This is a genomic window from Acidovorax sp. GW821-FHT11A03, assembly GCF_058809075.1.
On record NZ_JBXASG010000004.1, the window covers coordinates 36,430 to 57,452 of the forward strand.

The window sequence follows — 21,023 nt, forward strand, 5'->3', positions numbered from 1 at the left end:
GGAGAAAGCTCCTTGGAAACCTACCCGAGTTGGTAGCTTTCAGCTCCCCGGCCTGCCTGCTGTGGGGTTGAAAGCACCCGATCCCCCACACCGCAGATGCCACACAACAAGGGAGTGAGCCCATGCTCAACATCTTCACGCTCGCCAATGGCCGGCTGTTCCAGGAAGAAATCGAGTCCCTGGAAGAGCTGACCCGCTTCCAGCCGATCTGGGTGGACCTGGAAGCCCCCACCCTCGAAGAAAAGCGCTGGATCAAGCAGCATTACGGCCTGTCCATCCCCGAGGATGCGATGGACGAGGACATCGAGGAATCCGCCCGCTTCTACGAAGAAGACAACGGCGAGCTGCACATCCGCAGCGACTTTCTGATCGACGACGACGAAGACCCGCGCTCGGTGCGGGTGGCCTTCATCCTGAACCAGCACAACGCCAACCTCAAGAGCCGGGGCGTGCTGTTCTCCATCCACGACGAGGACGTGCCGGTGTTCCGCCTGCTGCGCATGCGCGCGCGCCGGGCCCCTGGCCTCATCGAGGACGCCAAGGAAGTGCTGCTCAAGCTGTTCGACGCCGACGCCGAATACTCGGCCGACACGCTCGAAGGCATCTACGACGAGCTGGAAAAGGTGAGCACCCAGGTGCTGGCCGGCGACGTGACCGACGCCCGCGCGGGCGAGGTGCTGGCCGCCATCGCCCGCCAGGAAGACTTGAACGGCCGCATCCGCCGCAACGTGATGGACACCCGCCGCGCCGTGAGCTTCATGATGCGCAGCAAGATGCTCAACTCCGAGCAGTTCGAGGAAGCCCGCCAGATCCTGCGCGACATCGAATCGCTGGACAACCACACGGCGTTTTTGTTCGACAAGATCAACTTCCTGATGGACGCCACGGTCGGTTTCATCAACATCAACCAGAACAAGATCATCAAGATCTTCTCGGTGGCCAGCGTGGCGCTGCTGCCCCCCACGCTGATCGCCAGCGTGTACGGCATGAACTTCAAGTTCATGCCCGAGCTGGAGTGGAGCTACGGGTATGCCTACGGCATCCTGCTGATGATCGCCAGCGCGGTGGGGCCGATGTGGTACTTCCGCAAGCGGGGCTGGTTGAAGTAGCCCCCCTGTGGCGCTGCGCGCCTTCCCCCCCGAGGGGGACGCCTCCGGTGGACCGGCGAAGCCGGATCCACGGTGGCGCTGGTATTTGGGGCGCGCCGGTTTCACGGCGCAGCTGTCGAACTTGTAGCTGCGGGCGCTGCAGCAGATCCCATGAATCCGAGCCCCTGCCCATTCGGGCTGAGCTTGTCGACACCTGGGCCAGGCAGATGACGGGACTGGCGGTCACTTCAGCGCAGAATATGATTCAAATTGGCCTCTAACGCTTATTCATCAAGCGCTAGCAGCTATCAATTTCATAGTTTTTGCAAAAACGCCAGCACCATGTGTTCGGCGTAGCGGCTGGCCACGGTCGTGACGAAGAGGGGGAAGTCCGCGTGGGCGGTGTCGTCGGCACGGTCGGAGATGGTGCGCACGGCGGCGAAGGGGATGCCGTAGTCGTGGCACACCTGGGCGACGGCGGCGCCTTCCATTTCCACGGCCAGCACGTCGTGGCCGGCGTCGCGCAACGTGGTGCGCAGGCGGTGGGCTTCATCGGCTGCGGAAACAAAGCGGTCCCCGCTGGCCACCAGGCCGTGGTGTGCGCGGTGCAAGACACCCTCCAACGCATCTGTTGCGTCAGTTTTCAAGCCAAATTGGCCGCTGGTGCTTGATACACAAGCGCTGGCCGCTTCCAGAAGCAGAGCAGACAATACGGTGTCGCATGCCAGGCGGCTGCGCGTGTAACCCGGGATCTCCCAGCGGGGGAACAGGGGCGAGGCGTCCATGTCGTGCTGGAGGTAGTCCTGCGCCACCACCACGTCGCCCACGTTCACGCCATCGCCCACACCGCCCGCCACGCCGGTGAAGACGATGCGCGCCACGCCGAAGCGCTCGATGAGCGCCGTGGCCGTGGTGGCCGCCGCCACCTTGCCGATGCCCGAGAGCGCCAGCACCACTGGCCGGCCGCACAGGTCGCCGCGCCAGAAGAAACGGCCGGCATGCACCAGGCGCTGGGGGTGCGACAGGTGCTGGACCAGCGAGCTTTGCTCTTCGGGCAAGGCGCTGAGGATGGCGGTGGTCATGGCCTACGAAACCGACACGTCCCATACCAGCGGACGCCGTGGAACTGGCTTCGCCAGGCCGCTGGCGTCGTCCCCCTTCCCGGCGCGAGCCGAGAGAAGGGGGAAGCCGCGAAGCGGCTCAGGGGGATGGTCATTTCTTGTCGCGCAGCTCGCGGCGCAGGATCTTGCCCACGGGCGTCTTGGGCAGCTCGGTGCGGAACTCGATGACCTTGGGCTGCTTGTAGCCGGTGAGTTCGGCGCGGCAGAACTCCTTGACCTGCGCTTCGGTGAGCGCGGGGTCCTTCTTGACGATCACGAGCTTGACGGCCTCGCCGGTCTTCTCGTCGGGCACGCCCACCACGGCGCATTCGAGCACGCCGGGGCAGTTGGCCACGACTTCTTCGACCTCGTTGGGGTAGACGTTGAAGCCGCTGACCAGCACCATGTCCTTCTTGCGGTCCACGATCTTGAAGAAGCCGCGCTCGTCCATGACGCCGATGTCGCCGGACTTGAAGAAGCCGTCGTCGGTCATGACCTTGGCGGTTTCATCGGGGCGCTGCCAGTAGCCGGCCATCACCTGCGGGCCCTTGATCGCGATTTCGCCGGGCTGGCCGAGGGTGGTCACCTCGCGGCCGTCGTCGTCGAGCAGCTTCATCAGGGTGCCGGGGAGCGGCACGCCAATGGTGCCGGTGAACTCCTTGGCGGTCACGGGGTTGCAGCTGACCGAGGGGCTGGTCTCCGACAGGCCGTAGCCCTCGCAGATGGGGCAGCCGGTCTTCTCCAGCCACAGCTTGGCCACGGCGCCCTGCACGGCCATGCCGCCGCCCACCGAGACCTTGAGGTTCTTCCAGTTGACGGTGTTGAAGTCGGGATGGTTGGCCAGGCCGTTGAACAGCGTGTTCACGGCCGGGAAGCTGTGGAAGGTGTGCTTGGACAGCTCCTTGAGCACGGCAGGCAGGTCGCGCGGATTGGGGATCAGGATGGTCTTGCCGCCCGTGCGCATGCTCAGCATCATGTTCACGGTGAACGCGAAGATGTGGTACAGCGGCAGCGCGCAGATGCTGGTCTGCTGCTCGCCCGCGGGCACCTTCTTCATCACCGGGTCGTTCCATGCCTCGGACTGCAGCACGTTGGCGATCACATTGCGGTGCAGCAGCACCGCGCCCTTGCTCACGCCGGTGGTGCCGCCGGTGTATTGCAGCAGCGCGATATCGTCGGGCCGGATGTCGGGCTTCTTGAGGGTGCCGCGCGTGCCCTGGGCCACGGCGTCATTGAAGCGCACGGCGCCCGGCAGGTTGTAGGCGGGCACCATCTTCTTGACGTTGCGCACCACGTAGTTGACGAGCGCGCCCTTGAGCAGGCCCAGCTGGTCGCCCATGGCGCACAGCACCACATGCTTGACGGGCGTGTTGGCAATGCAGCTTTGCAGCGTGGTGGCGAAGTTCTCGATGATGACGATGGCCTTGGCGCCCGAATCCTTGAGCTGGTGCTCCAGCTCGCGCGGGGTGTACAGCGGGTTCACGTTGACCACCACGAAGCCCGCGCGCAGGATGGCCGCGACCGTGACGGGGTACTGCGGCACGTTGGGCATCATGATGGCCACGCGGTCGCCCTTGACCAGGCCCAGGCCCTGCAGGTAGGCCGCGAACGCACTGCTCAGGGAGTCGGTCTGGGCATAGGTCACTTCCTTGCCCATGAAGCTGTAGGCCACGCGGCCCGCGTACTTGGTGAACGCCTCGTCCATGAGGGCCACCAGCGACGGGTATTGCGCGGTGTCGATGTCTGCGGGGACGCCTTGCGGATAGGCAGCCAGCCAGGGGCGATTCGTCATTTTTTGTCTCCTGATAAGTTTTATTGAGGCCGTGAGACCGTGCTGATTTTTTCAGCACGGTCGTGCTTTTTTCGCGGTGGAATTATGCCCGTCACCCCTTGAGCGCGGAAAGAACTTCGTCGAGCATTTTCTTGGCGTCGCCAAACAGCATGCGGTTGTTGTCCTTGTAGAACAGGGGGTTGTCCACGCCCGCATAGCCCGAGGCCATGGAGCGTTTCATCACGATCGAGGTCTTGGCCTTCCACACTTCCAGCACCGGCATGCCGGCGATGGGGCTGGACGGGTCGTCCAGCGCGCTCGGGTTCACGATGTCGTTGGCGCCGATGACCATGGCCACGTCGGCATTGGGAAAGTCCTCGTTGATCTCGTCCATCTCCATCACGATGTCGTAGGGCACCTTGGCCTCGGCCAGCAGCACGTTCATGTGGCCGGGCATGCGGCCCGCCACCGGGTGGATGGCAAAGCGCACATCCACGCCTTTTTCGCGCAGGGTCTTGGTGATCTCGTACACGGTGTGCTGGGCCTGGGCCACGGCCATGCCGTAGCCGGGCACGATGATGACGCTCTTGGCATCGCGCAGCAGCTCGGCCGTCTCGGCGGAGCTGACGGGCACGGCCTCGCCTTGCGGCTCGGCTGCTTCGCCCTTCTTGGCGGGCGTGCCAGCGCCCGAGCCAAAGCCGCCCGCAATCACGCTGATGAAGTTGCGGTTCATCGCGTTGCACATGATGTAGGACAGGATGGCGCCCGAGGAGCCCACGAGCGCGCCCGTGACGATAAGCAGGTCGTTCGACAGCATGAAGCCCGTGGCCGCCGCTGCCCAGCCCGAGTAGCTGTTGAGCATGGACACCACCACCGGCATGTCCGCGCCACCGATGGCCATCACCATGTGAATGCCGAACAGCAGCGCGATCGCCGTCATCACCATCAGCGGCACCATGCCCTGTTCGATGGTCTCGGCGCGCAGGAACTCACGGCCAAACCAGATCACGACCAGCAGCGCGGCCAGGTTCATCCAGTGGCGGCCGGGCAGCAGCAGCGGCTTGCCACCGATCTTGCCGTTGAGCTTGCCAAAGGCGATCAGCGATCCGCTGAACGTGACCGCGCCGATCAGGATGCCGACATAGATCTCCACCTCATGAATGATCTTCTCCGCGCCCTGCAGCTGGATCGAGGTATCGACGTAACTCGCAAACCCCACCAGGCAGGCCGCCAGGCCCACCAGGCTGTGCATGAGCGCGACCAACTCGGGCATCTGGGTCATCTTGACGACCTTGGCGGCATACAGGCCGATGCCGCCGCCAACGACCAGCGCGCCGACGATCCAGGCCACCCCTGCGGGGCTGACGCGCGGGCCGAACACCGTGGCCAGCACGGCCAGCGCCATGCCGACCATGCCGAACAGGTTGCCCCGGCGCGAGGTTTCGGGGTTGGAGAGCCCGCCCAGGCTCAGGATGAACAAAATGGCCGCGCCCAGGTAGGCGACGGTGGCGAGACTTGGGGACATGTTCTGTGCTCCTCGTGTTCTTGTTGTGATGGAGTTACTTGCGGAACATGGCCAGCATGCGGCGCGTCACCGCAAAGCCGCCGAACATGTTGACGGCCGTGAGCACCAGCGCGGCAAACGCCAGCCACAGGATGAGCCCATCCGGGCGCCCGTTGACACCCGCATCGGGCGGCGCGATCTGCACCAGCGCGCCGATGGCGATGATGCTGGAGATGGCGTTGGTCACGCTCATCAGTGGCGTGTGCAGCGCGGGCGTGACATTCCACACCACCATGTAGCCGATGAAGCAGGCCAGCACGAACACCGTGAAGTGCCCCAGGAAGGCCACGGGCGCATAGGCGCCGATGGCCCAGAACAGCACGGCCATCACGGCAAAAACGATGGTCAGCGTCTTGGCGGACATCGGTGCGCCCGGGCCATGGCTGGATTTCTTGGCGGCCACAGGAGCCGCTGCGGCCTTGGGTGCCGGCACAGGGGCCTGTTTGAGCGGTGGCGCAGGCCAGGTGATCGCCCCATCCTTGACCACGGTGAGGCCGCGGATCGCGTCGTCCTCCATGTTGACCACGGCCACGCCGTCCTTGGCCTTGCACAGCTCTTCCGTCAGGCGCAGCAGGTTGGTGGCGTACAGCGTGGACGACTGCTTGGCCAGGCGCGAGGCCAGGTCGGTGTAGCCGACGATGGTCACGCCATGGCGCACCACTGCCTGGCCGGGCACGGTCAGTTCGCAGTTGCCGCCCTGCTCGGCGGCCATGTCCACGATCACGCTGCCGGGCTTCATGCTCTGCACCATCTCGGCCGTGATGAGCTTGGGCGCGGGCTTGCCGGGGATCAGCGCGGTGGTGATGATGATGTCCGCATCCTTGGCCTGCTCGGCGTACATCTTGCGCTGTGCGGCCTGGAAGCCCTCGCTCATGACCTTGGCATAGCCGCCGCCGCCCGAGCCTTCTTCCTCGTAGTCCACCTTGACGAACTCGCCGCCCAGCGACTTGACCTGGTCGGCCACCTCGGCGCGCGTGTCGTTGGCGCGCACGATGGCGCCCAGGTTGGCCGCCGTGCCGATGGCGGCAAGCCCCGCCACGCCCGCGCCCGCGATGAACACCTTGGCCGGCGGCACCTTGCCCGCGGCCGTGATCTGGCCGTTGAAAAAGCGGCCGAAGGCATTGGCCGCCTCGATGACGGCGCGGTAGCCACTGACGCCTGCGGTGGACGTGAGCGCATCCATCTTCTGGGCGCGCGACAGCGTGCGCGGCAGGCAGTCGATGGCCAGCACCGTGGCCTTGCGGGCCGCCAGCTGCTGCATGAGCTCGGGGTGCTGGGCGGGCCAGATGAAATCAATGAGCGTCGTGCCCTCGCGCATCAGCGCCACTTCCTCGCTGCTGGGCGGGCGCACCTTGAAGACGATGTCCGATGCAGCCCACAGCGCGGCAGCGTCGCCAACGACCTGGGCCCCGGCGGCACGGTAGGCGTCGTCGCTGAAGTTGGCGGCCTCCCCTGCCCCCGACTCCACGGCAACCGCGAAGCCCAGCTTGACCAGCTTCTCCACCACATCGGGCACGGTGGCCACGCGCTTTTCGCCAGGGAAAGTTTCCCTTGGCACGCCAATGCGCTGCGGCTGCGGGACTGGGCTTGTCTGCATCAGAGGTCTCCTCGAGTTTCGTAATCGTTATGCAAGGCCGCCAGGCAGGGGAGGGCCGGCGCGCTAGCGTCTGGAAGGGGGCGCGGGAAACGGGAACGGCGGAATGGCCAGGTGGCCATCCATCATGCCGGCGCTCAGGCGCACGGCCTGGGCCAGGTCATGGGCCCACTGCTGGAGGGGCAGGCCCGCGGTCAGGAATTCTTCGTTGCTGCGCGGCCGGACGCTGAGCAGCCGCTGGTCCACCAGGGCATCCACCGCCACCCAGACACCCGCTTCGGTGACGTAGCGGTAGCCCACATGCGCGTAGGGAGTGCTCAGCGCGATCTGGCGGCTGGCCATCCACTGGACCAGATCGGGCCGGTTCTTTTCGAGCCACCTGGGACTGCTGGCCCAAAGCTTGAAGCGCAGGCAATCGGCGCGCACGGGGCTGCCGTCCGCGGGATCCTTGACCACGACGTCCTGTTGCGGCGGGCAGTACCCCACCCCTTGCGGAGACCCACGCAGGTCGCCCGTGCGGTTGGTCTGCACCCGCAGCGCGGCCAGCCATTCACCTTGCGCACCCCGCAGCCCCACCGCACGGGTCTGGAGCTGGGTACGGCCTGCGGGACCGGACATGGCTTCTTCGGAAGTGCCCAGGTCTTGCCACGCCCCCGGCGGCAACACCAGACGGGCCCGGCCGACGGGATATTCGGACTTGGGGGGAACGGTCAGGGGCGCGCACGCCACCGTGAACACCGTCACAGCCAACACAGGCAACAGCCGCCGGAACTTTGAAATTGTCAGAGTCATAGAGAAAGGTTCATACGAATTCGCCTTCAATCATCCCACGGCACCCGAGTCCGTCCATCGACGGCTTCTGCCATGCAACAACCAGCTCGGTGTAGCTGGTGAGAAATGTGTTGAACGCGCCCTGGTATCGGACACTTCTTGCGGCGCTGCCGGTGGGCAAGCTGACCGCGAGCTTACATGAAGAAGATCTTGTCGCTGTCACCTTTGTCTGCTGTAGAGGGAACTCCCCAGTCTCTGCATGCAGACAGGCAAAAAAAAGCCTGGCAGCACAACGCAACCAGGCTGGGCAGCGGCCCCGCAGGGCCTCGTGCCAACGATCAGTTCACCACTTGCGCCAGAGTACCCGCGGCGTACTGGGCCGCCACGGCCTGCAGGCTCAGGCCCTTGATCTTGCTGCCCTGGCCTTCGCAGCCGAACTCCAGGTAACGCTGCTTGCACACCTGCTTGGCGGCCTCGCGGGCGGGCTTGAGCCATTCGCGGGCATCGAACTTGTCGGGGTTCTCGGCCAGGAACTTGCGCACCGCGCCGGTCATGGCCAGGCGGATGTCGGTGTCGATGTTGATCTTGCGCACGCCGAACTTGATGGCTTCCTGGATCTCCTCGACCGGCACGCCGTAGGTTTCCTTCATCTTGCCGCCGTACTGGTTGATGATGGCCAGCAGTTCGGCGGGCACCGACGAGGAGCCATGCATCACCAGGTGGGTATTGGGAATGCGCTTGTGGATTTCCTTGACCCGGCTGATGGCCAGGATGTCGCCGGTGGGCTTGCGGCTGAACTTGTACGCGCCATGGCTGGTGCCGATGGCGATGGCCAGCGCGTCGAGCTGGGTGGCCTTGACGAACACGGCGGCTTCCTCGGGGTCGGTCAGCATCTGGCTGTGGTCCAGCTTGCCTTCGGCGCCGATGCCGTCTTCCTCGCCAGCCTCGCCGGTTTCCAGGTTGCCCAGGCAGCCCAGCTCGCCTTCGACCGTGACACCCACCTTGTGGGCCATCTCCACGACCTTGCGCGTCACGTCGACGTTGTACTCGAACGATGCCGGCGTCTTGCCGTCTTCCATCAGGGAGCCGTCCATCATGACCGAGCCGAAGCCCAGGTCGATGGCGCCGGCGCACACCTTGGGCGAGGTTCCGTGGTCCTGGTGCATCACCAGGGGGATGTGCGGGAAGGCCTCGACGGCGGCCTGGATCAGGTGCTTGATGAAAGGCTCGCCCGCGTACTTGCGCGCGCCAGCGCTGGCCTGCAGGATGACCGGCGCGCCCACTTCGTCGGCGGCTGCCATCACGGCCTGGACCTGTTCCAGGTTGTTGACGTTGAAGGCAGGGATGCCGTAGCTGTGGGCGGCGGCATGGTCGAGCAGTTCGCGCATCGAAACGAGGGGCATGGTCGTAGGGTCCGTTGAAGGTTGGAGGAAGGCGCTGTCAGCCTGGCAGTGCGGTGGTAACCGCTTGGTAACCCGTGATTTTAACCGGGGGGCGCGGACGGCGGCAGGGGCAAATCCAACCGGAAACAGGTGGTAAAGGGCGCGGGGGCCGGTGCCGCGCCGAACTGGCCGCCGTGGATGTCCGCCACCCGCCGCAGGATCTCGTGGCCCAGGTGCAGGCTGTCGGAGGTGCCCCTCGCTCCCCCGGAGGCGGGAGCATCGCCAGGGCGCCGGGCGCCGTCGTCGCACACCTGCAGCCATGCACCCGCCCCGTCAGACGCCCCCACCTGCACCGCGATGTGCGTGCCTTGCGGCGTGTGCTTGAGCGCGTTTTCCACCAGATTGCGCGCGGCGATGTCCAGCAGCAGCACATGCCCGGACACCCAGAGCTCCGGCGGGGCCGACAGCGCCATGTCGTCGCCCCGCTGCCACGCCGCCTGCGCGTAGTCGGCGCAGACCTGGCGGGCCACGGCGCACAGGTCCACCGGCGCCTTGGCCTCGTGCAGCTCAGCCCGGCTCGCGCGGGCCAGGGCCAGCAGCTGGTTGAGCACATGGCCGGCCCGCAGGGCATCCTGGCCGATGCGCGCGATGGCCTGCGCCCTGGCGGCGGCCTCCAGGTCTCCGGCCAGGGCGCTGGCCTGCAGCGCGATGGAGGACAGCGGCGTGCGCAGCTCGTGGGCGACTTCGTTGGCCAGCCGCCGCTCGCGCACCAGCGCCGCCTGCTGGCGGTCCAGCAAGGTGTTGATGGAGGCGACCACCGACTCGAATTCGCTCCACGCATGGCGCGAGGCCAGGCGCGGCGCGCTGGCGGGGTCGAGGGCGGCCACGTCGGCCGACAAGGCATACAGCGGCCGCAAACCCCGCCACAGGGCCAGGCCCAGCGCGAGCGACACCACGGGAAGCAGCCAGAGGCCGGGCTCGATCATCTGCTCGGCGATGTCCTGCGCGAGTTCATCGCGCTCGCGCAGCTCCAGCAGCACCATGATCTTGCGCATCCGCGCGGCGTCCCATTGCGAGAAGCTGCGCCACACCGTCCCGTCCGGCCCGAGCGCCATGTTGGCGAATCCCTCGACCTCGCCAAAGGCCGGCGCCGGCGCGGTGCCGCTGTGATGGAGCATGCGGCCCTGCGCGTCCCACTGCACGACGCTGAGGGACTGCTGGTAGTCGTGCGACTTGAGCCAGGGCGTGGGGGCGCGCTGAGTGACCTGCGGCCCCTCGGCGGCCTCGGTCGCACGCAGGTTCAGCAGCAGGGCGGCCACGCTGGCCAGGTGCCCGTCGGTCAGTTCGTCCGCCTCGTGCACCCCCGTCTGGTAGCCGATGAACACGAAGCTGCCCCACACCAGCGCCAGCGCTCCAAGGCACCACAGCAGCAGCTGGCGCGTCAGGGACGGCCGGCGAACACGGGCCGCAGAGGCCGCAGGAGAATCACTCATTCCGCGGGCTCCTGGGGCATGAAATAGCCCACGCCGCGCATGGTCTGGATGCACGCGCTGCCCAGCTTGCGGCGCAGGTGGTGGATGTGGACCTCCACCGCGTTGCTCTCGATGGCCGCGTCCCAGCTGTACAGGCGCTCCTCGATCTGCTGGCGCGAGAGCACGCGCCCCCGCGCTTCCAGCAGCACCAGCAGCACCGAAAACTCCCGCGGCGACATCTCCACTGCCTTGCCGCCCTGGTGGACGGTCCGCGCAGCGGGGTCCATTTCGATGTCTGCGTAGCGGATGGTGGGGGACGCCCGGCCGGCGGCCCGGCGCAGCAGGGCCCGCAGGCGCGCGTCCAGCTCATCGATATCGAAGGGCTTGGCCAGGTAGTCGTCGGCGCCCTGGTCCAGCCCCGCGATGCGCTGGTGCACCTGGTCACGGGCGGTGACGATGAGCACGGGGGTGGACGGATCGGGCAGCCCCGGAGCAGCGGCGGCAGCGCCCGGGGCCGGGCTCAGCCGCAGCCGCCGGAGCAATTCGCCGCCGTCTCCGTCGGCCAGCCCCAGGTCCAGCAGCACGGCATCAAAGCGCTCGGCGCGCAGCGCGCTCCACGCACTGGCCACGCCATCGCACACGTCCACCGCGTAGCCGCGCTGGTGCAGGTTGGCACGCAGCCCGCTGGCGATGCCGGCATCGTCTTCGACAACGAGTATTCGCATGCGGCGATTGTCGCCGGGCCCGGCGCCCCCGGACCAGCCGCGGCCCGCCATTAAGGCGGTGTTAAGTGCGGCCTTCTATGGTCCGGGCATGCCATCTTCGCCTTCCCATCCCCATTCCTTCCCGGCCCGCCATCGATTCCTGCTCCTGTGGACACTCGGCCTGCTGGCCGCCGTGGTGGCCTGGGACGCGGGGGGGCAAGACATTCCGCTGGCCCGCGCATTTGGCTCGGCCACGGGATTCCCCCTGCGGGAGCAGTGGTTCTTCGTGCACGTGCTCCATGAAGGCGCACGCCGCCTGGCGTGGCTGCTGGTGCTGCTGCTCGTGGTGGGCGTGTGGTGGCCGCCGCGCGGGGTGCTGCGGCGCATCGATACCGGCGAGCGCCTGCAGATGGCCCTGAGCGCGCTGCTGGCGCTCGCGGTGGTGAGCATCGCCAAGAACCTGAGCGACACGAGCTGCCCCTGGGACCTCGCGGAGTTCGGCGGCGTGGCGCGCTATGCGTCCCACTGGGCGCTGGGCGTGGCCGACGGCGGCGGCGGGCGCTGCTTTCCGGCGGGCCATGCCTCGGCCGGGTTCGCCTTCATCGGCGGCTACTTTGCGCTGCGCCGCAAGGAACCCGCGGCGGCGCGCTGGTGGCTGGCCGCGGCCGTGGCGGCGGGCCTGGTCCTGGGCGGCGCCCAGCAGGTGCGCGGCGCGCACTTCATGAGCCACACGCTCTGGACGGGCTGGCTGTGCTGGGTGTCGGGCTGGCTGTGCGACCTGGGGTTTCAGAAACTGGCGCGGCCCCGCCCGGCCGATGCCGGGGAGCAGGGCCTGCCAGGGCACGGCGCCCCGTCCCAGTGAAGCCGGGTGCGGGGTGAGGCGGCGTCGCCGCTCCGGCGGCCGCGCTCAACTCGCCACGCAGATCTTCAGCATGTTGGTGCCGCCGGGGGCGCCCATGGGCTCGCCGCAGGTGATGGCGTAGACATCGCCCTTTTGCACGATGTTGCGGCTCTTGAGGTGGCGCTCGGCCTGCTCCAGCGCCGTGTCGCGGTCTGCGCTGGTGTCCATGAGCAAGGGGCGCACGTTGCGGTACATGGCCATCTTGCGCTGCGTGGCGACCTTGGGCGTGAGCGCATAGATCGGAATGTCGATGCTGTGCCGGCTCATCCACAGTGCCGTAGCGCCGCTGTCGGTCATGGCCACGATGGCCTTGGCGCCCAGGTGGTGGGCCGTGAACAGCGCGCCCATGGCGATGGACTGGTCGATCCGGCCGAAGGTCTGGCCGGTGAAGTCGGCGTCGAGCTGGTGGTCTTCGGCCGCCTCGGCCGCCGCGCAGATGGTGGCCATTTCTTCCACCGTCTCGAGCGGGTAGCGGCCGGCGGCTGTCTCGGCGCTCAGCATCACGGCGTCGGTGCCGTCCAGCACGGCGTTGGCCACGTCGCTCACCTCGGCGCGCGTGGGCACGGGGTTGGTGATCATGCTTTCCATCATCTGCGTGGCGGTGATCACGACCTTGTCCTGTTCTCGCGCCATGCGGATCATCTTCTTTTGCAAGGCGGGCACGGCCGCGTTGCCCACTTCCACGGCCAGGTCGCCGCGCGCCACCATGATGCCGTCGCTCACGCGCAGGATGGCTTCCAGGTGCGGGATGGCCTCGGCGCGTTCGATCTTGGCGATCAGGCCCGGCTTGTGGCGGTACTCGGACGCGGCCACGTTGCACAACTGGCGCGCCATTTCCATGTCGGTCGCGTTCTTCGGAAAGCTCACCGCCACATAGTCGGCCTGGAAGCTCATGGCCGTGCGGATGTCTTCCATGTCCTTGGCGGTGAGGGCCGGTGCCGTGAGGCCCCCGCCCTTCTTGTTGATGCCCTTGTTGTTGGACAGCTCGCCGCCCACCTTGACGGTGGTGTGCACCTCTTCGCCGCGCACCGCATCCACGGTGAGCACGATCAGCCCGTCGTTGAGCAGCAGCAGGTCGCCCGCCTTCACGTCGCGCGGCAGCTCCTTGTAGTCCAGCCCCACGCCGTCGATGTCGCCCAGCTCCGTGCGCGAGGCGTCGAGCACGAACTTGGCGCCCGATTCCAGTTGCACCTTGCCCTCGGCGAACTTGCCCACGCGGATCTTGGGGCCCTGCAGGTCGGCCATGATGGCCACTTCGCGGCCCGCGCGCTGGGCCGCGGCGCGCACCGTGGCGGCGCGGTCGATGTGGTCCTGCGCCTTGCCGTGGCTGAAGTTCAGCCGCACCACGTTCACCCCCGCGCGGATCATGGCCTCCAGCAGTGCCGGGTCGCTCGATGCGGGGCCCAGGGTGGCAACAATCTTGGTGGCGCGGCGGGTAGGCATGGGCTTGTCTCTTTCTGTGGGTATGTAATCGAATTTCAATTCTCACACGAAGCGGTTACATGCCGATTACCAGGCGCCCTCAGCCGATGCCCGGAGGGCATCCTTGGCGCCTGCGCGCACGGCTGCCCAGCATGAGGGCCATGGCCCCCACCATCAGCAGCGCGGCGGCCGTGAGCGTGGCCCGCATGCCCGCCACCATGGGCATCCCTGAAGCCCCCATGGCATGCGCCAGCGCCGCGCCCATCGCGAACACGGCCCCCATGGCGGAAGCTCCCGTGATGAGCCCCAGGTTGCGCGACAGGTTGAGCAACCCCGCCACGACACCCCGCGCGCCCGGTTCTGCGTGGGCCATGACCGCGGTGTTGTTGGCCGCCTGGAACAGGGCATAGCCCGCCGTCAAGACCGCCAGCGGGACGACATAGCCCGGCACGCCCCATGCGAGCGGCGCCAGCGCCAGGCCGGCGCACCCGGCCAGCATGGCGGCGAGCCCGGCCAGCCCCATGGAATGCGCGCCCAGCCTGTCCACGGCCCTGCCCGCGGGAAGGCCCACCAGCGCGGACACCAGCGGGCCACACGACATGGCGAGCCCGACCTGCGCGGCACCGAGCCCCAGCGCCCCCGACAGATAGAACGGCCCCACCACCAGCGTCGCCATCACCACCGTGGCCACGAGGGTGGTGGTGGCCAGGCCCGCGCCCAAGCCGGGGAGGCGCAACACCGACAACCGGACCAGGGGCGCGGCCACGCGCGCCTGGGCCCACACGAACAGGCATGCCCCCAGCGCCGCAAGGCACAGCAGCGCCCCGTTCAGCAGGCCCCAGCCGCCCCGCCCCATCGTCATGGCCAGCGCGTAGGCCGCCAGCGCGAGGGCCAGCAGCACCGTGCCCAGGGGGTCGAACCCGGGCCTCTCCCCTGCGGCCTGGCGGTCCGCCGGCAGGTGGCGGCGCACCAGCAGCAGGCCCAGGGCGCCCAGCGGCAGGTTGATGAGAAAGATCATCGGCCAGCCGGCCTGGGCGATCAGCACACCGCCCAGCGTCGGCCCCAGGGCCGTGCCCACGGCGGACATGGTGCCCAGCAGGCCCATGGCGCTGCCCGCCCGGTCCTTGGAGACGGTCTCGCCCACGAAGGCCATCGTGAGCGCCATCATCGCGGCCGCGCCCAGCCCCTGCAGCGCCCGGGCGGCGACCAGGAGCCCCAGCGTGGGGGCCGCGGCGCACAGGGCCGAGGCCCCCGTGAACAGGGCCAGCCCCGCCAGCAGCAACCGCCGGCGGCCCACCACGTCGCCTAGCCGGCCCACGCCGACCACGGCCGTGGTGATGGCCAGCAGGTAGGCCAGCACCACCCATTGCACTTCCTGAAAGGGCACGCCCAGCGCCTGCGCCAGCGTGGGCAAGCCGACGTTGACGATGCTGGTGCCCAGCGAGGACAGCAGCATAGACAGCGCAAGGCTCGCCAGCGCCCACCGGCTGTCCGAGAGGCCGGTGGCCCGCGGCCCGCCCGCGGCAGGCTGGGGCGGCAGGGAAAAAGTCGCTTGCGGGGGAATGGCGGTGCGGGTGGGGGGTGTCATGGCGGAGGGTCTCCTCGGGAGGCGATGGTTCGCGGGTGCCCGGTCGGCGCCCCTGGAAAACCAGCCGCTCCAGCGTAGCCAGGCACGTGGCCCGGCGGAAGACGCAGTATTTGCATTCCATACATGCACCAGACGCCATGCCACGGACCGGCGTGCTATGGTCCCGCCATGCCGCGGCCTGATCTCAACCTGCTGGTCACCCTGGATGTGCTGCTTGCGGAAGGCAACGTGGCGCGGGCCGCCGAGCGCCTGCACCTGAGTCCTTCCGCGATGAGCCGGGCGCTCGCCCGGCTGCGCGACACCACCGGCGACCCGCTGCTCGTCAGGGCCGGGCGCGGACTGGTGCCGACGCCACGCGCACTGGAGCTGCGCGACAAGGTCAGCCAGCTCGTGCAGGACACCGAGGCCGTCCTGCGCCCCGCATCGGCGTCCGACCCCGCCCAATGGGCCCGGTCTTTCACGCTGCGCTGCAGCGACGGCTTTGCGGAGAACTTTGGCCCCGGCCTCCTCGCCCGCGTGGGCGAGGCCGCCCCCGGGGTGCGACTGCGCTTCGTGCAGAAGACCGACAGGCACAGCGCCCCGCTGCGCGATGGAACCGTCGACCTGGAGACCGGCGTGGTGGGCGACGCCATGGGCCCCGAGGTGCGGGCGCAGGCCCTGTTCCGCGACCGCTTCGTGGGGGTCGTGCGCGCGGGGCACCCGCTGTGCGCGGGCGAGATCACGCCGGCCCGCTATGCGGCCGGCAGGCATGTGCTCGTGTCGCGGAAGGGGCGGGACCGGGGGCACGTGGACGATGCCCTCGCGCCCCTGGGCCTGGCGCGGCAGATCGCCACCGTGGTGGGCGGCTTTTCCACCGCGCTGGCGCTGGCGCGCGGCTCCGACCTGGTTGCCACGGTTCCCGAACACCACACCGGCAACCTGCGCGCCGGCATGTCCAGCTTTGCACTGCCCGTCCCGGTGCCGCAGATCACGGTGTCGCTGCTGTGGCACCCCCGGCTGCAAGCCGATCCCGCGCACCAGTGGCTGCGCGGGCTGGTCCGGGAGGTGTGCGCCGAGCTTCGCTGACGCGCGCCCCCGCACGGCCGCACGCAGCGGTCAGACGAAGGGATGCGACAGGGCGTGCGCCAGCACATGGGCCAGGATGGCGGCCTCCAGCCCATGCCGGGCATAGAGCCATCCCGCCACCAGCCCGAAGGCGGTGTTGCCCACCAGCACGAACGCCACCACGGAGGGGGTGAGCACCCCGGCCATGGCCTGCGCGGCCGGCAGATGCCCCAGCGCAAACAGCAGGGCGCTGGCCACCACGGCGGCCGCCACGATGCCACGGCCCGGAGTGCCCTGGCCGCGCTGCACGAAGCGCCAGCCCAGCCACAGCAGCAGGCTCATCACGCCCCAGCGCACCAGCAGTTCCTCGGAAATCCCGCCATAGAGCAGCTTGACCCCCAGGGATGCGGCACCGGCCGGGTCGGAGGGCCTGAGCGCCTGCGGCGCCACCAGCGAGAGGCCCCACAGCCACAGTGCGCCCGCGAGCCCGCCCACAAGCCCCGGCGCCCACTGGCGCCCGAAGGGCCCGGCCACCGGCTCGCCCTGCAGCCAGGCCGACACGGCAGGCGCCGCCAGCCCCACGCGGGGCGCCAGCGCCACACCCAGTGCCACGCACAGGGCCAGCAGGACCGCGGTCTGCAGGCCGCTGAGCAGCACCATGGCCCACAGCGGCAGCGGCAGCAAGGCCTGGTGGGCGGCCAGGGGCGGGACCAGCGCCCACACCACGGCCACGACGCCCGGCAGGCCCAGCAGCCACAGCGCAGCACCCAGGCGCCACTTCTGCGCGCGGGGGGAGCGCGTGGCAAGGTGCGCGGGCACGGCGGTATCAGAAGCCATCGTGGACCCTGGCCATCCCTCGGCCTCAGCCGCGCATCAGCGCTTCGATCTCGTCGGCCTTCACCGGCACGCCGCGCGTGATCAGCTCGCAGCCCGTCTCGGTGACGATGGCGTCGTCCTCGATGCGGATGCCGATGTGGTGGAACTGCTCGGGCACCCCGTCGGCCGGCCGCACGTAGATGCCGGGCTCGATGGTGAGCACCATGCCCGGGCGCAGCACGCGGCTGGGGCGGTTGGTGATGGTCTCGCCCGACAGCGGGTCCTTGCGCTCGCTCACCGCCCCGACCTCATCGGGTTCCACGTAGCTGCCGCAGTCATGCACGTCCATGCCCAGCCAGTGGCCCGTGCGGTGCATGTAGAACTGGAAGTAGGCGCGCGTGTCGATCACGTCCTGCGCGGTGCCCACCTTGTTCCTGTCGAGCAGGCCCAGGTCCAGCATGCCCTGCGCCAGCACGGCCACGGTGGCGTCGTGCGGGTCGTTGAAGCGCGCGCCGGCCTTGGTGGCCGCCACCGCCGCGTCCTGGCTGGCCAGCACCAGGTCGTACAGCGCGCGCTGCGGCCCGGTGAAGCGGCCGTTGGCCGGAAAGGTGCGGGTGATGTCGCTGGCGTAGCCGTCAAGCTCGCAGCCCGCGTCGATGAGCACCAGCTCGCCGTCGCGCACCGGGGCGGCGTCCGCGCGGTAGTGCAGCACGCAGGCGTTGGCCCCGGCCGCCACGATGGAGCTGTAGGCCGGGTACTGCGAGCCCTCGTCGCGAAACGCGTGCAGCAGCTCGGCATCCAGGTGGTACTCGCGCACGTCCTGGCCGGCGCGCAGCATGCGGGCCGAGCGCTGCATGGCGCGGATGTGCGCCCTGGCGCTGATGTCGCTGGCGCGGCGCATGATGTCCTGCTCGTGCGCGTCCTTGATGAGCCGCATCTCGTCGAGCAGCGTGCACACATCGTTCTGCTCCGCCGGGCACAGCGCGCCGTAGCGCACGCGCGCGCGCACCGCGTTCAGCCACCCTTCCACCCGCGCCGCCAGGCCGCTGTGGATGGCAAACGGGTACCACACGCGGTGGCGGTTCTCCAGCAGGCGGGGCAGCTTGGCGTCCAGCTCCGCGATGGAATGGGCGGCTTGCACGCCCAGCGCCACGGGCGCCGCAGCGGGGCCCAGCCGGTAGCCGTCCCAGATCTCGCGCTCCAGGTCCTTGGGCTGGCAGAACAGGGTGCTGCACCCGTCCTGCGCGACCACAAGGCATGCCCCCGGCTCGATGAAGCCGGTCAGGTAGTAGAAGTAGCTGTCGTGGCGGAACAGGAAGTCGGTGTCCCGGTTGCGCGGGCGCTCCGGCGCCGTGGGAATGATGGCGATGCCCCCCGCGCCCAGCTGGGCAGCAAGCCGCGCGCGGCGTTGGGCGTAGATGGAGGCAGGCACGGTGGTGTTCATGGACGGGCAGCAGAGAGAGAATTGAGTTCAGCCAGGCGCTCGGGGGTCCCCACATCGGTCCAGCGTCCGGTGTAGAGCTGTGCGCTGACCCGGCCATTGTCCATCGCGCGGCGAAGCAGCGGCGCCAGCGGGGCTTTGATGCCGTCCGGGTTGCTGGCAGGAATGTCGCACCAGGGCGCCGCGAACAGCCCGGCGCGCAGCAGGGCGATGGTGCTGTAGGTGTAGCGCGGCGCGGGGTCGGCGGCGGGCAGGTTCAGTGCCAACCCGTCCGCCGACAGCCCGAAGTCGCCGCGCAGGTTGTGCGCCGGATTGGGCACCAGCCACAGGTGGGCCAGGTGGCCGCTGGCCTCGAAAGCCGACACGGCGGCGCTGCCGAACACGAAGTCGGGCGCAAACACATCGCCCGCCGCCAGCCAGAACACGGGGCCCAACCGGGGCAGGGCGCGGGCGATGCCGCCGGCGGTTTCCAGTGCGCCGCCAAAGTCCACGCCTTCGTGCGAGTATGAAATGGATAGCTGCTTGCGCTTGTCCACCCGGCGCTGGAGGCCAAAAACATCGGAAAAGTGGTGGCTGATCTGTCCACCCAGCCATGCGGTGTTGATCACCACCTGCTTCACACCCGCTTCCTGCAGCGCCGCCAGGTGCCACTGCAGCAGCGGCTGGCCCTGCACCTGCAGCAGGGGTTTGGGGATGGTGTCGGTCAGCGGACGCATGCGCTCGCCACGGCCTGCGGCCAGCAGCATGGCGGGGACCTGCCCCCCGGTGGCGGCGGCCGGCGCAGCGGCCCCCGCGCTCACGCCACGGCCTCCTGCAGGGCGCCCCGCTGCAGCGCGTGGCGCTGCACGGCCGTGGGTGCGAACAGGGCCACGAGCGCCTCCAGGAGCGCGCGTGCCTTGCCCGAATGGTCCGCACCGAAGTTGCACACATAGACGTCGAGCGTGACGGCCTGCTGTTCGGGCCAGGTGTGCACGCACAGGTGCGACTCGGCCAGCAGCACGGTGGCGGTCACCCCGCCAGGTCCGTGGGCGGTGGCGGGAAATCCGTGGAACAGCTGGCCCACGGGCTGCAGCCCGGCGGCGCGCACGGCGTCGCCGCAGGCCCGGCCCAGGGCGGCGGCATCGAGCAGCCACACGGGGGCGCAGCGGCAGCCATGGAGATCGGCGGTGAGGTGCAGTCCTTGCATGGCCCGCACTGTAGTGCATCACGGGGGCGGGCGGCGCCGGGCTTTCGGGCCCGCATCGCGGCCGGGCTGGCGCCACCCCGGCCGGTCCCGGCGGTCCAGCGCCCAGGCGGTGGTCGCGCGCGCGGCGCCACGGACTATCCCGCCGGGGTAGGGCGATGCGCCGGGCGCTCGGGTAGCCTGCGCGGCCCATGACAGCCCCTGCCCCGCAACCCCGGCCCGGCCACCCGAAGCCGCTTGTGCCAACTATTACCGGATCACGCCTGCGCGCGATCGTGGGCCGCCGTTTCGCAGGCACCGACACCCCCCATAGTGTCGCCACCATGAAGATCATCCTTGCCGACGACCACACGCTGTTCCGCGAAGGACTGCAGCACCTGCTGTCGGCACTGGACCCTCAGGCCCAGGTGCTGGAGGCGAACGACTACGCCAGCGCGGCGTCGCTGGTGGTGGAGCATCCCGATGCCGCCCTCGCCCTGGTGGACCTGGACATGCCGGGCCGCGACGCCAGCGCGCCGGGTGGCGGCGGCCTGGAACGCCTGCTGGCGCTGGCGCCCGGCGTGCCGGTGGTGGTGCTCTCCGCCCGCGAAGACCCCGCCGTGGTCCGCGACGTGCTGGACGCGGGCGCCATGGGGTTCATCTCCAAGCGCGAACGCGCCGCCGTGATGCTCAACGCCCTGCATCTGGTGCTGGCCGGCGGCATCTACCTGCCGCCCATGCTCCTGGGCACGGCGGCCCGGGCGTCCGCCTGCGCCGCCCTGACCCCCCGGCAGGTCGAGGTGTTGCACGGCCTGGCGAACGGGCATGCCAACAAGGTGATCGCGCGCCAGCTCGGCATGAGCGAGGCGACCGTGAAGGCGCACACGGGTGCCATCTTCCGCAGCCTGGAGGTCAGCAACCGCGTGCAGGCCGTGCGCATGGCCCGGCGGCTGGGCCTGCTGGCGCCCGACTGAGCCTAAAGAAGCTCCTGATTTGATAGCTGCCAGCGCTTTATAGACAATCGCTGGTGACCTGTTTGATTCAAAATTGAAGGTCCGGCAGGCCGCGGTGCGACGGCCGCGCAATGCGCCCGCCTCCGAGACTCGGAACGGCCGATCACTGAGCGCAGATGTGCCGCGGGCTGCGCGCGGGCCGTGCGGCATCCGCCGGGGCAAAAGCCGCCAGCGCGGGGGACCGCGCTCC

18 protein-coding genes are annotated in these 21,023 nt (G+C 69.0%); 4 read left to right on the forward strand and 14 right to left on the reverse strand.

What is annotated here, in order from left to right:
* The first annotated feature begins 122 nt into the window (after positions 1–122).
* On the forward strand, positions 123–1,109 hold the full coding sequence (gene corA / locus AC1RVY_RS10575; protein WP_218297876.1) for a magnesium/cobalt transporter CorA: 987 nt from the start codon (positions 123–125) through the stop codon (positions 1,107–1,109).
* A 293-nt stretch (positions 1,110–1,402) separates the two neighbouring features.
* Here corA and AC1RVY_RS10580 read toward each other — a convergent pair whose 3' ends face one another.
* The 8 genes from AC1RVY_RS10580 to AC1RVY_RS10615 all read right to left on the reverse strand — a co-directional run bounded on the left by AC1RVY_RS10580 (position 1,403) and on the right by AC1RVY_RS10615 (position 11,467).
* Positions 1,403–2,170 carry a 5'-methylthioadenosine/adenosylhomocysteine nucleosidase gene (locus AC1RVY_RS10580; protein ID WP_492245260.1) on the reverse strand — a complete coding sequence of 256 codons (768 nt, stop codon included), beginning with the start codon at positions 2,168–2,170 and terminating at the stop codon, positions 1,403–1,405.
* A 130-nt stretch (positions 2,171–2,300) separates the two neighbouring features.
* The gene (locus tag AC1RVY_RS10585; protein WP_218297878.1) at positions 2,301–3,980 is read right to left on the reverse strand and encodes a long-chain-fatty-acid--CoA ligase; all 1,680 of its coding nucleotides are present in this window, start codon (positions 3,978–3,980) and stop codon (positions 2,301–2,303) included.
* Positions 3,981–4,071: 91 nt separating this feature from the next.
* A complete protein-coding gene (gene pntB, locus AC1RVY_RS10590; protein WP_492245259.1) occupies positions 4,072–5,484 on the reverse strand; it encodes a Re/Si-specific NAD(P)(+) transhydrogenase subunit beta in 1,413 nt (470 codons plus the stop codon).
* Between the two features lie 34 nt (positions 5,485–5,518).
* Positions 5,519–7,120 (reverse strand): Re/Si-specific NAD(P)(+) transhydrogenase subunit alpha, encoded by a 1,602-nt coding sequence (locus AC1RVY_RS10595; RefSeq protein ID WP_492806576.1) that lies wholly within the window; start codon positions 7,118–7,120, stop codon positions 5,519–5,521.
* Positions 7,121–7,183: 63 nt separating this feature from the next.
* Positions 7,184–7,735 (reverse strand): hypothetical protein, encoded by a 552-nt coding sequence (locus AC1RVY_RS10600; RefSeq protein WP_369643642.1) that lies wholly within the window; start codon positions 7,733–7,735, stop codon positions 7,184–7,186.
* Positions 7,736–8,226: 491 nt separating this feature from the next.
* On the reverse strand, positions 8,227–9,291 hold the full coding sequence (fba, locus tag AC1RVY_RS10605) for a class II fructose-bisphosphate aldolase (protein ID WP_218341778.1): 1,065 nt from the start codon (positions 9,289–9,291) through the stop codon (positions 8,227–8,229).
* 80 nt (positions 9,292–9,371) lie between these two features.
* A complete protein-coding gene (locus AC1RVY_RS10610) occupies positions 9,372–10,763 on the reverse strand; it encodes a histidine kinase dimerization/phospho-acceptor domain-containing protein (protein ID WP_492806578.1) in 1,392 nt (463 codons plus the stop codon).
* Positions 10,760–11,467, reverse strand: coding sequence for a response regulator transcription factor (locus tag AC1RVY_RS10615; RefSeq protein WP_218297884.1), 708 nt, complete (start codon positions 11,465–11,467; stop codon positions 10,760–10,762). Before AC1RVY_RS10615 ends, AC1RVY_RS10610 begins: the two co-directional genes overlap by 4 nt.
* Before the next feature lie 88 nt (positions 11,468–11,555).
* On the opposite strand from AC1RVY_RS10615, the gene AC1RVY_RS10620 reads away from it, so the two are divergent.
* The gene (locus AC1RVY_RS10620) at positions 11,556–12,308 is read left to right on the forward strand and encodes a phosphatase PAP2 family protein (RefSeq protein ID WP_492806581.1); all 753 of its coding nucleotides are present in this window, start codon (positions 11,556–11,558) and stop codon (positions 12,306–12,308) included.
* A gap of 45 nt (positions 12,309–12,353) precedes the next feature.
* On the opposite strand, the gene pyk is transcribed toward AC1RVY_RS10620, so the two are convergent.
* Positions 12,354–13,790 carry a pyruvate kinase gene (pyk, locus tag AC1RVY_RS10625; RefSeq protein ID WP_218297886.1) on the reverse strand — a complete coding sequence of 479 codons (1,437 nt, stop codon included), beginning with the start codon at positions 13,788–13,790 and terminating at the stop codon, positions 12,354–12,356.
* Between the two features lie 79 nt (positions 13,791–13,869).
* Positions 13,870–15,357: an MFS transporter gene (locus AC1RVY_RS10630; RefSeq protein ID WP_492806583.1), complete on the reverse strand. Its 1,488-nt coding sequence runs from the start codon at positions 15,355–15,357 to the stop codon at positions 13,870–13,872.
* 168 nt (positions 15,358–15,525) lie between these two features.
* Here AC1RVY_RS10630 and AC1RVY_RS10635 point away from each other — a divergent pair, with 168 nt between their 5' ends.
* Positions 15,526–16,422, forward strand: coding sequence for a LysR family transcriptional regulator (locus AC1RVY_RS10635; protein ID WP_492806585.1), 897 nt, complete (start codon positions 15,526–15,528; stop codon positions 16,420–16,422).
* Between the two features lie 30 nt (positions 16,423–16,452).
* Here the strand turns inward: AC1RVY_RS10635 and AC1RVY_RS10640 are convergent, their stop codons facing one another.
* From AC1RVY_RS10640 to AC1RVY_RS10655, 4 genes are read right to left on the reverse strand one after another with little or no spacing between them, the layout of a single operon-like run.
* Positions 16,453–17,238 carry a CPBP family glutamic-type intramembrane protease gene (locus tag AC1RVY_RS10640; protein ID WP_218341807.1) on the reverse strand — a complete coding sequence of 262 codons (786 nt, stop codon included), beginning with the start codon at positions 17,236–17,238 and terminating at the stop codon, positions 16,453–16,455.
* A 25-nt stretch (positions 17,239–17,263) separates the two neighbouring features.
* Positions 17,264–18,661 (reverse strand): aminopeptidase P N-terminal domain-containing protein, encoded by a 1,398-nt coding sequence (locus AC1RVY_RS10645; RefSeq protein WP_492806587.1) that lies wholly within the window; start codon positions 18,659–18,661, stop codon positions 17,264–17,266.
* The gene (locus AC1RVY_RS10650) at positions 18,658–19,404 is read right to left on the reverse strand and encodes a nucleotidyltransferase family protein (protein WP_492806809.1); all 747 of its coding nucleotides are present in this window, start codon (positions 19,402–19,404) and stop codon (positions 18,658–18,660) included. Before AC1RVY_RS10650 ends, AC1RVY_RS10645 begins: the two co-directional genes overlap by 4 nt.
* Positions 19,405–19,454: 50 nt before the next feature.
* The gene (locus AC1RVY_RS10655; protein WP_492806588.1) at positions 19,455–19,844 is read right to left on the reverse strand and encodes an S-adenosylmethionine decarboxylase family protein; all 390 of its coding nucleotides are present in this window, start codon (positions 19,842–19,844) and stop codon (positions 19,455–19,457) included.
* A 320-nt stretch (positions 19,845–20,164) separates the two neighbouring features.
* On the opposite strand from AC1RVY_RS10655, the gene AC1RVY_RS10660 reads away from it, so the two are divergent.
* Positions 20,165–20,794 (forward strand): response regulator transcription factor, encoded by a 630-nt coding sequence (locus tag AC1RVY_RS10660; RefSeq protein WP_218297890.1) that lies wholly within the window; start codon positions 20,165–20,167, stop codon positions 20,792–20,794.
* Positions 20,795–21,023: the final 229 nt, after the last annotated feature.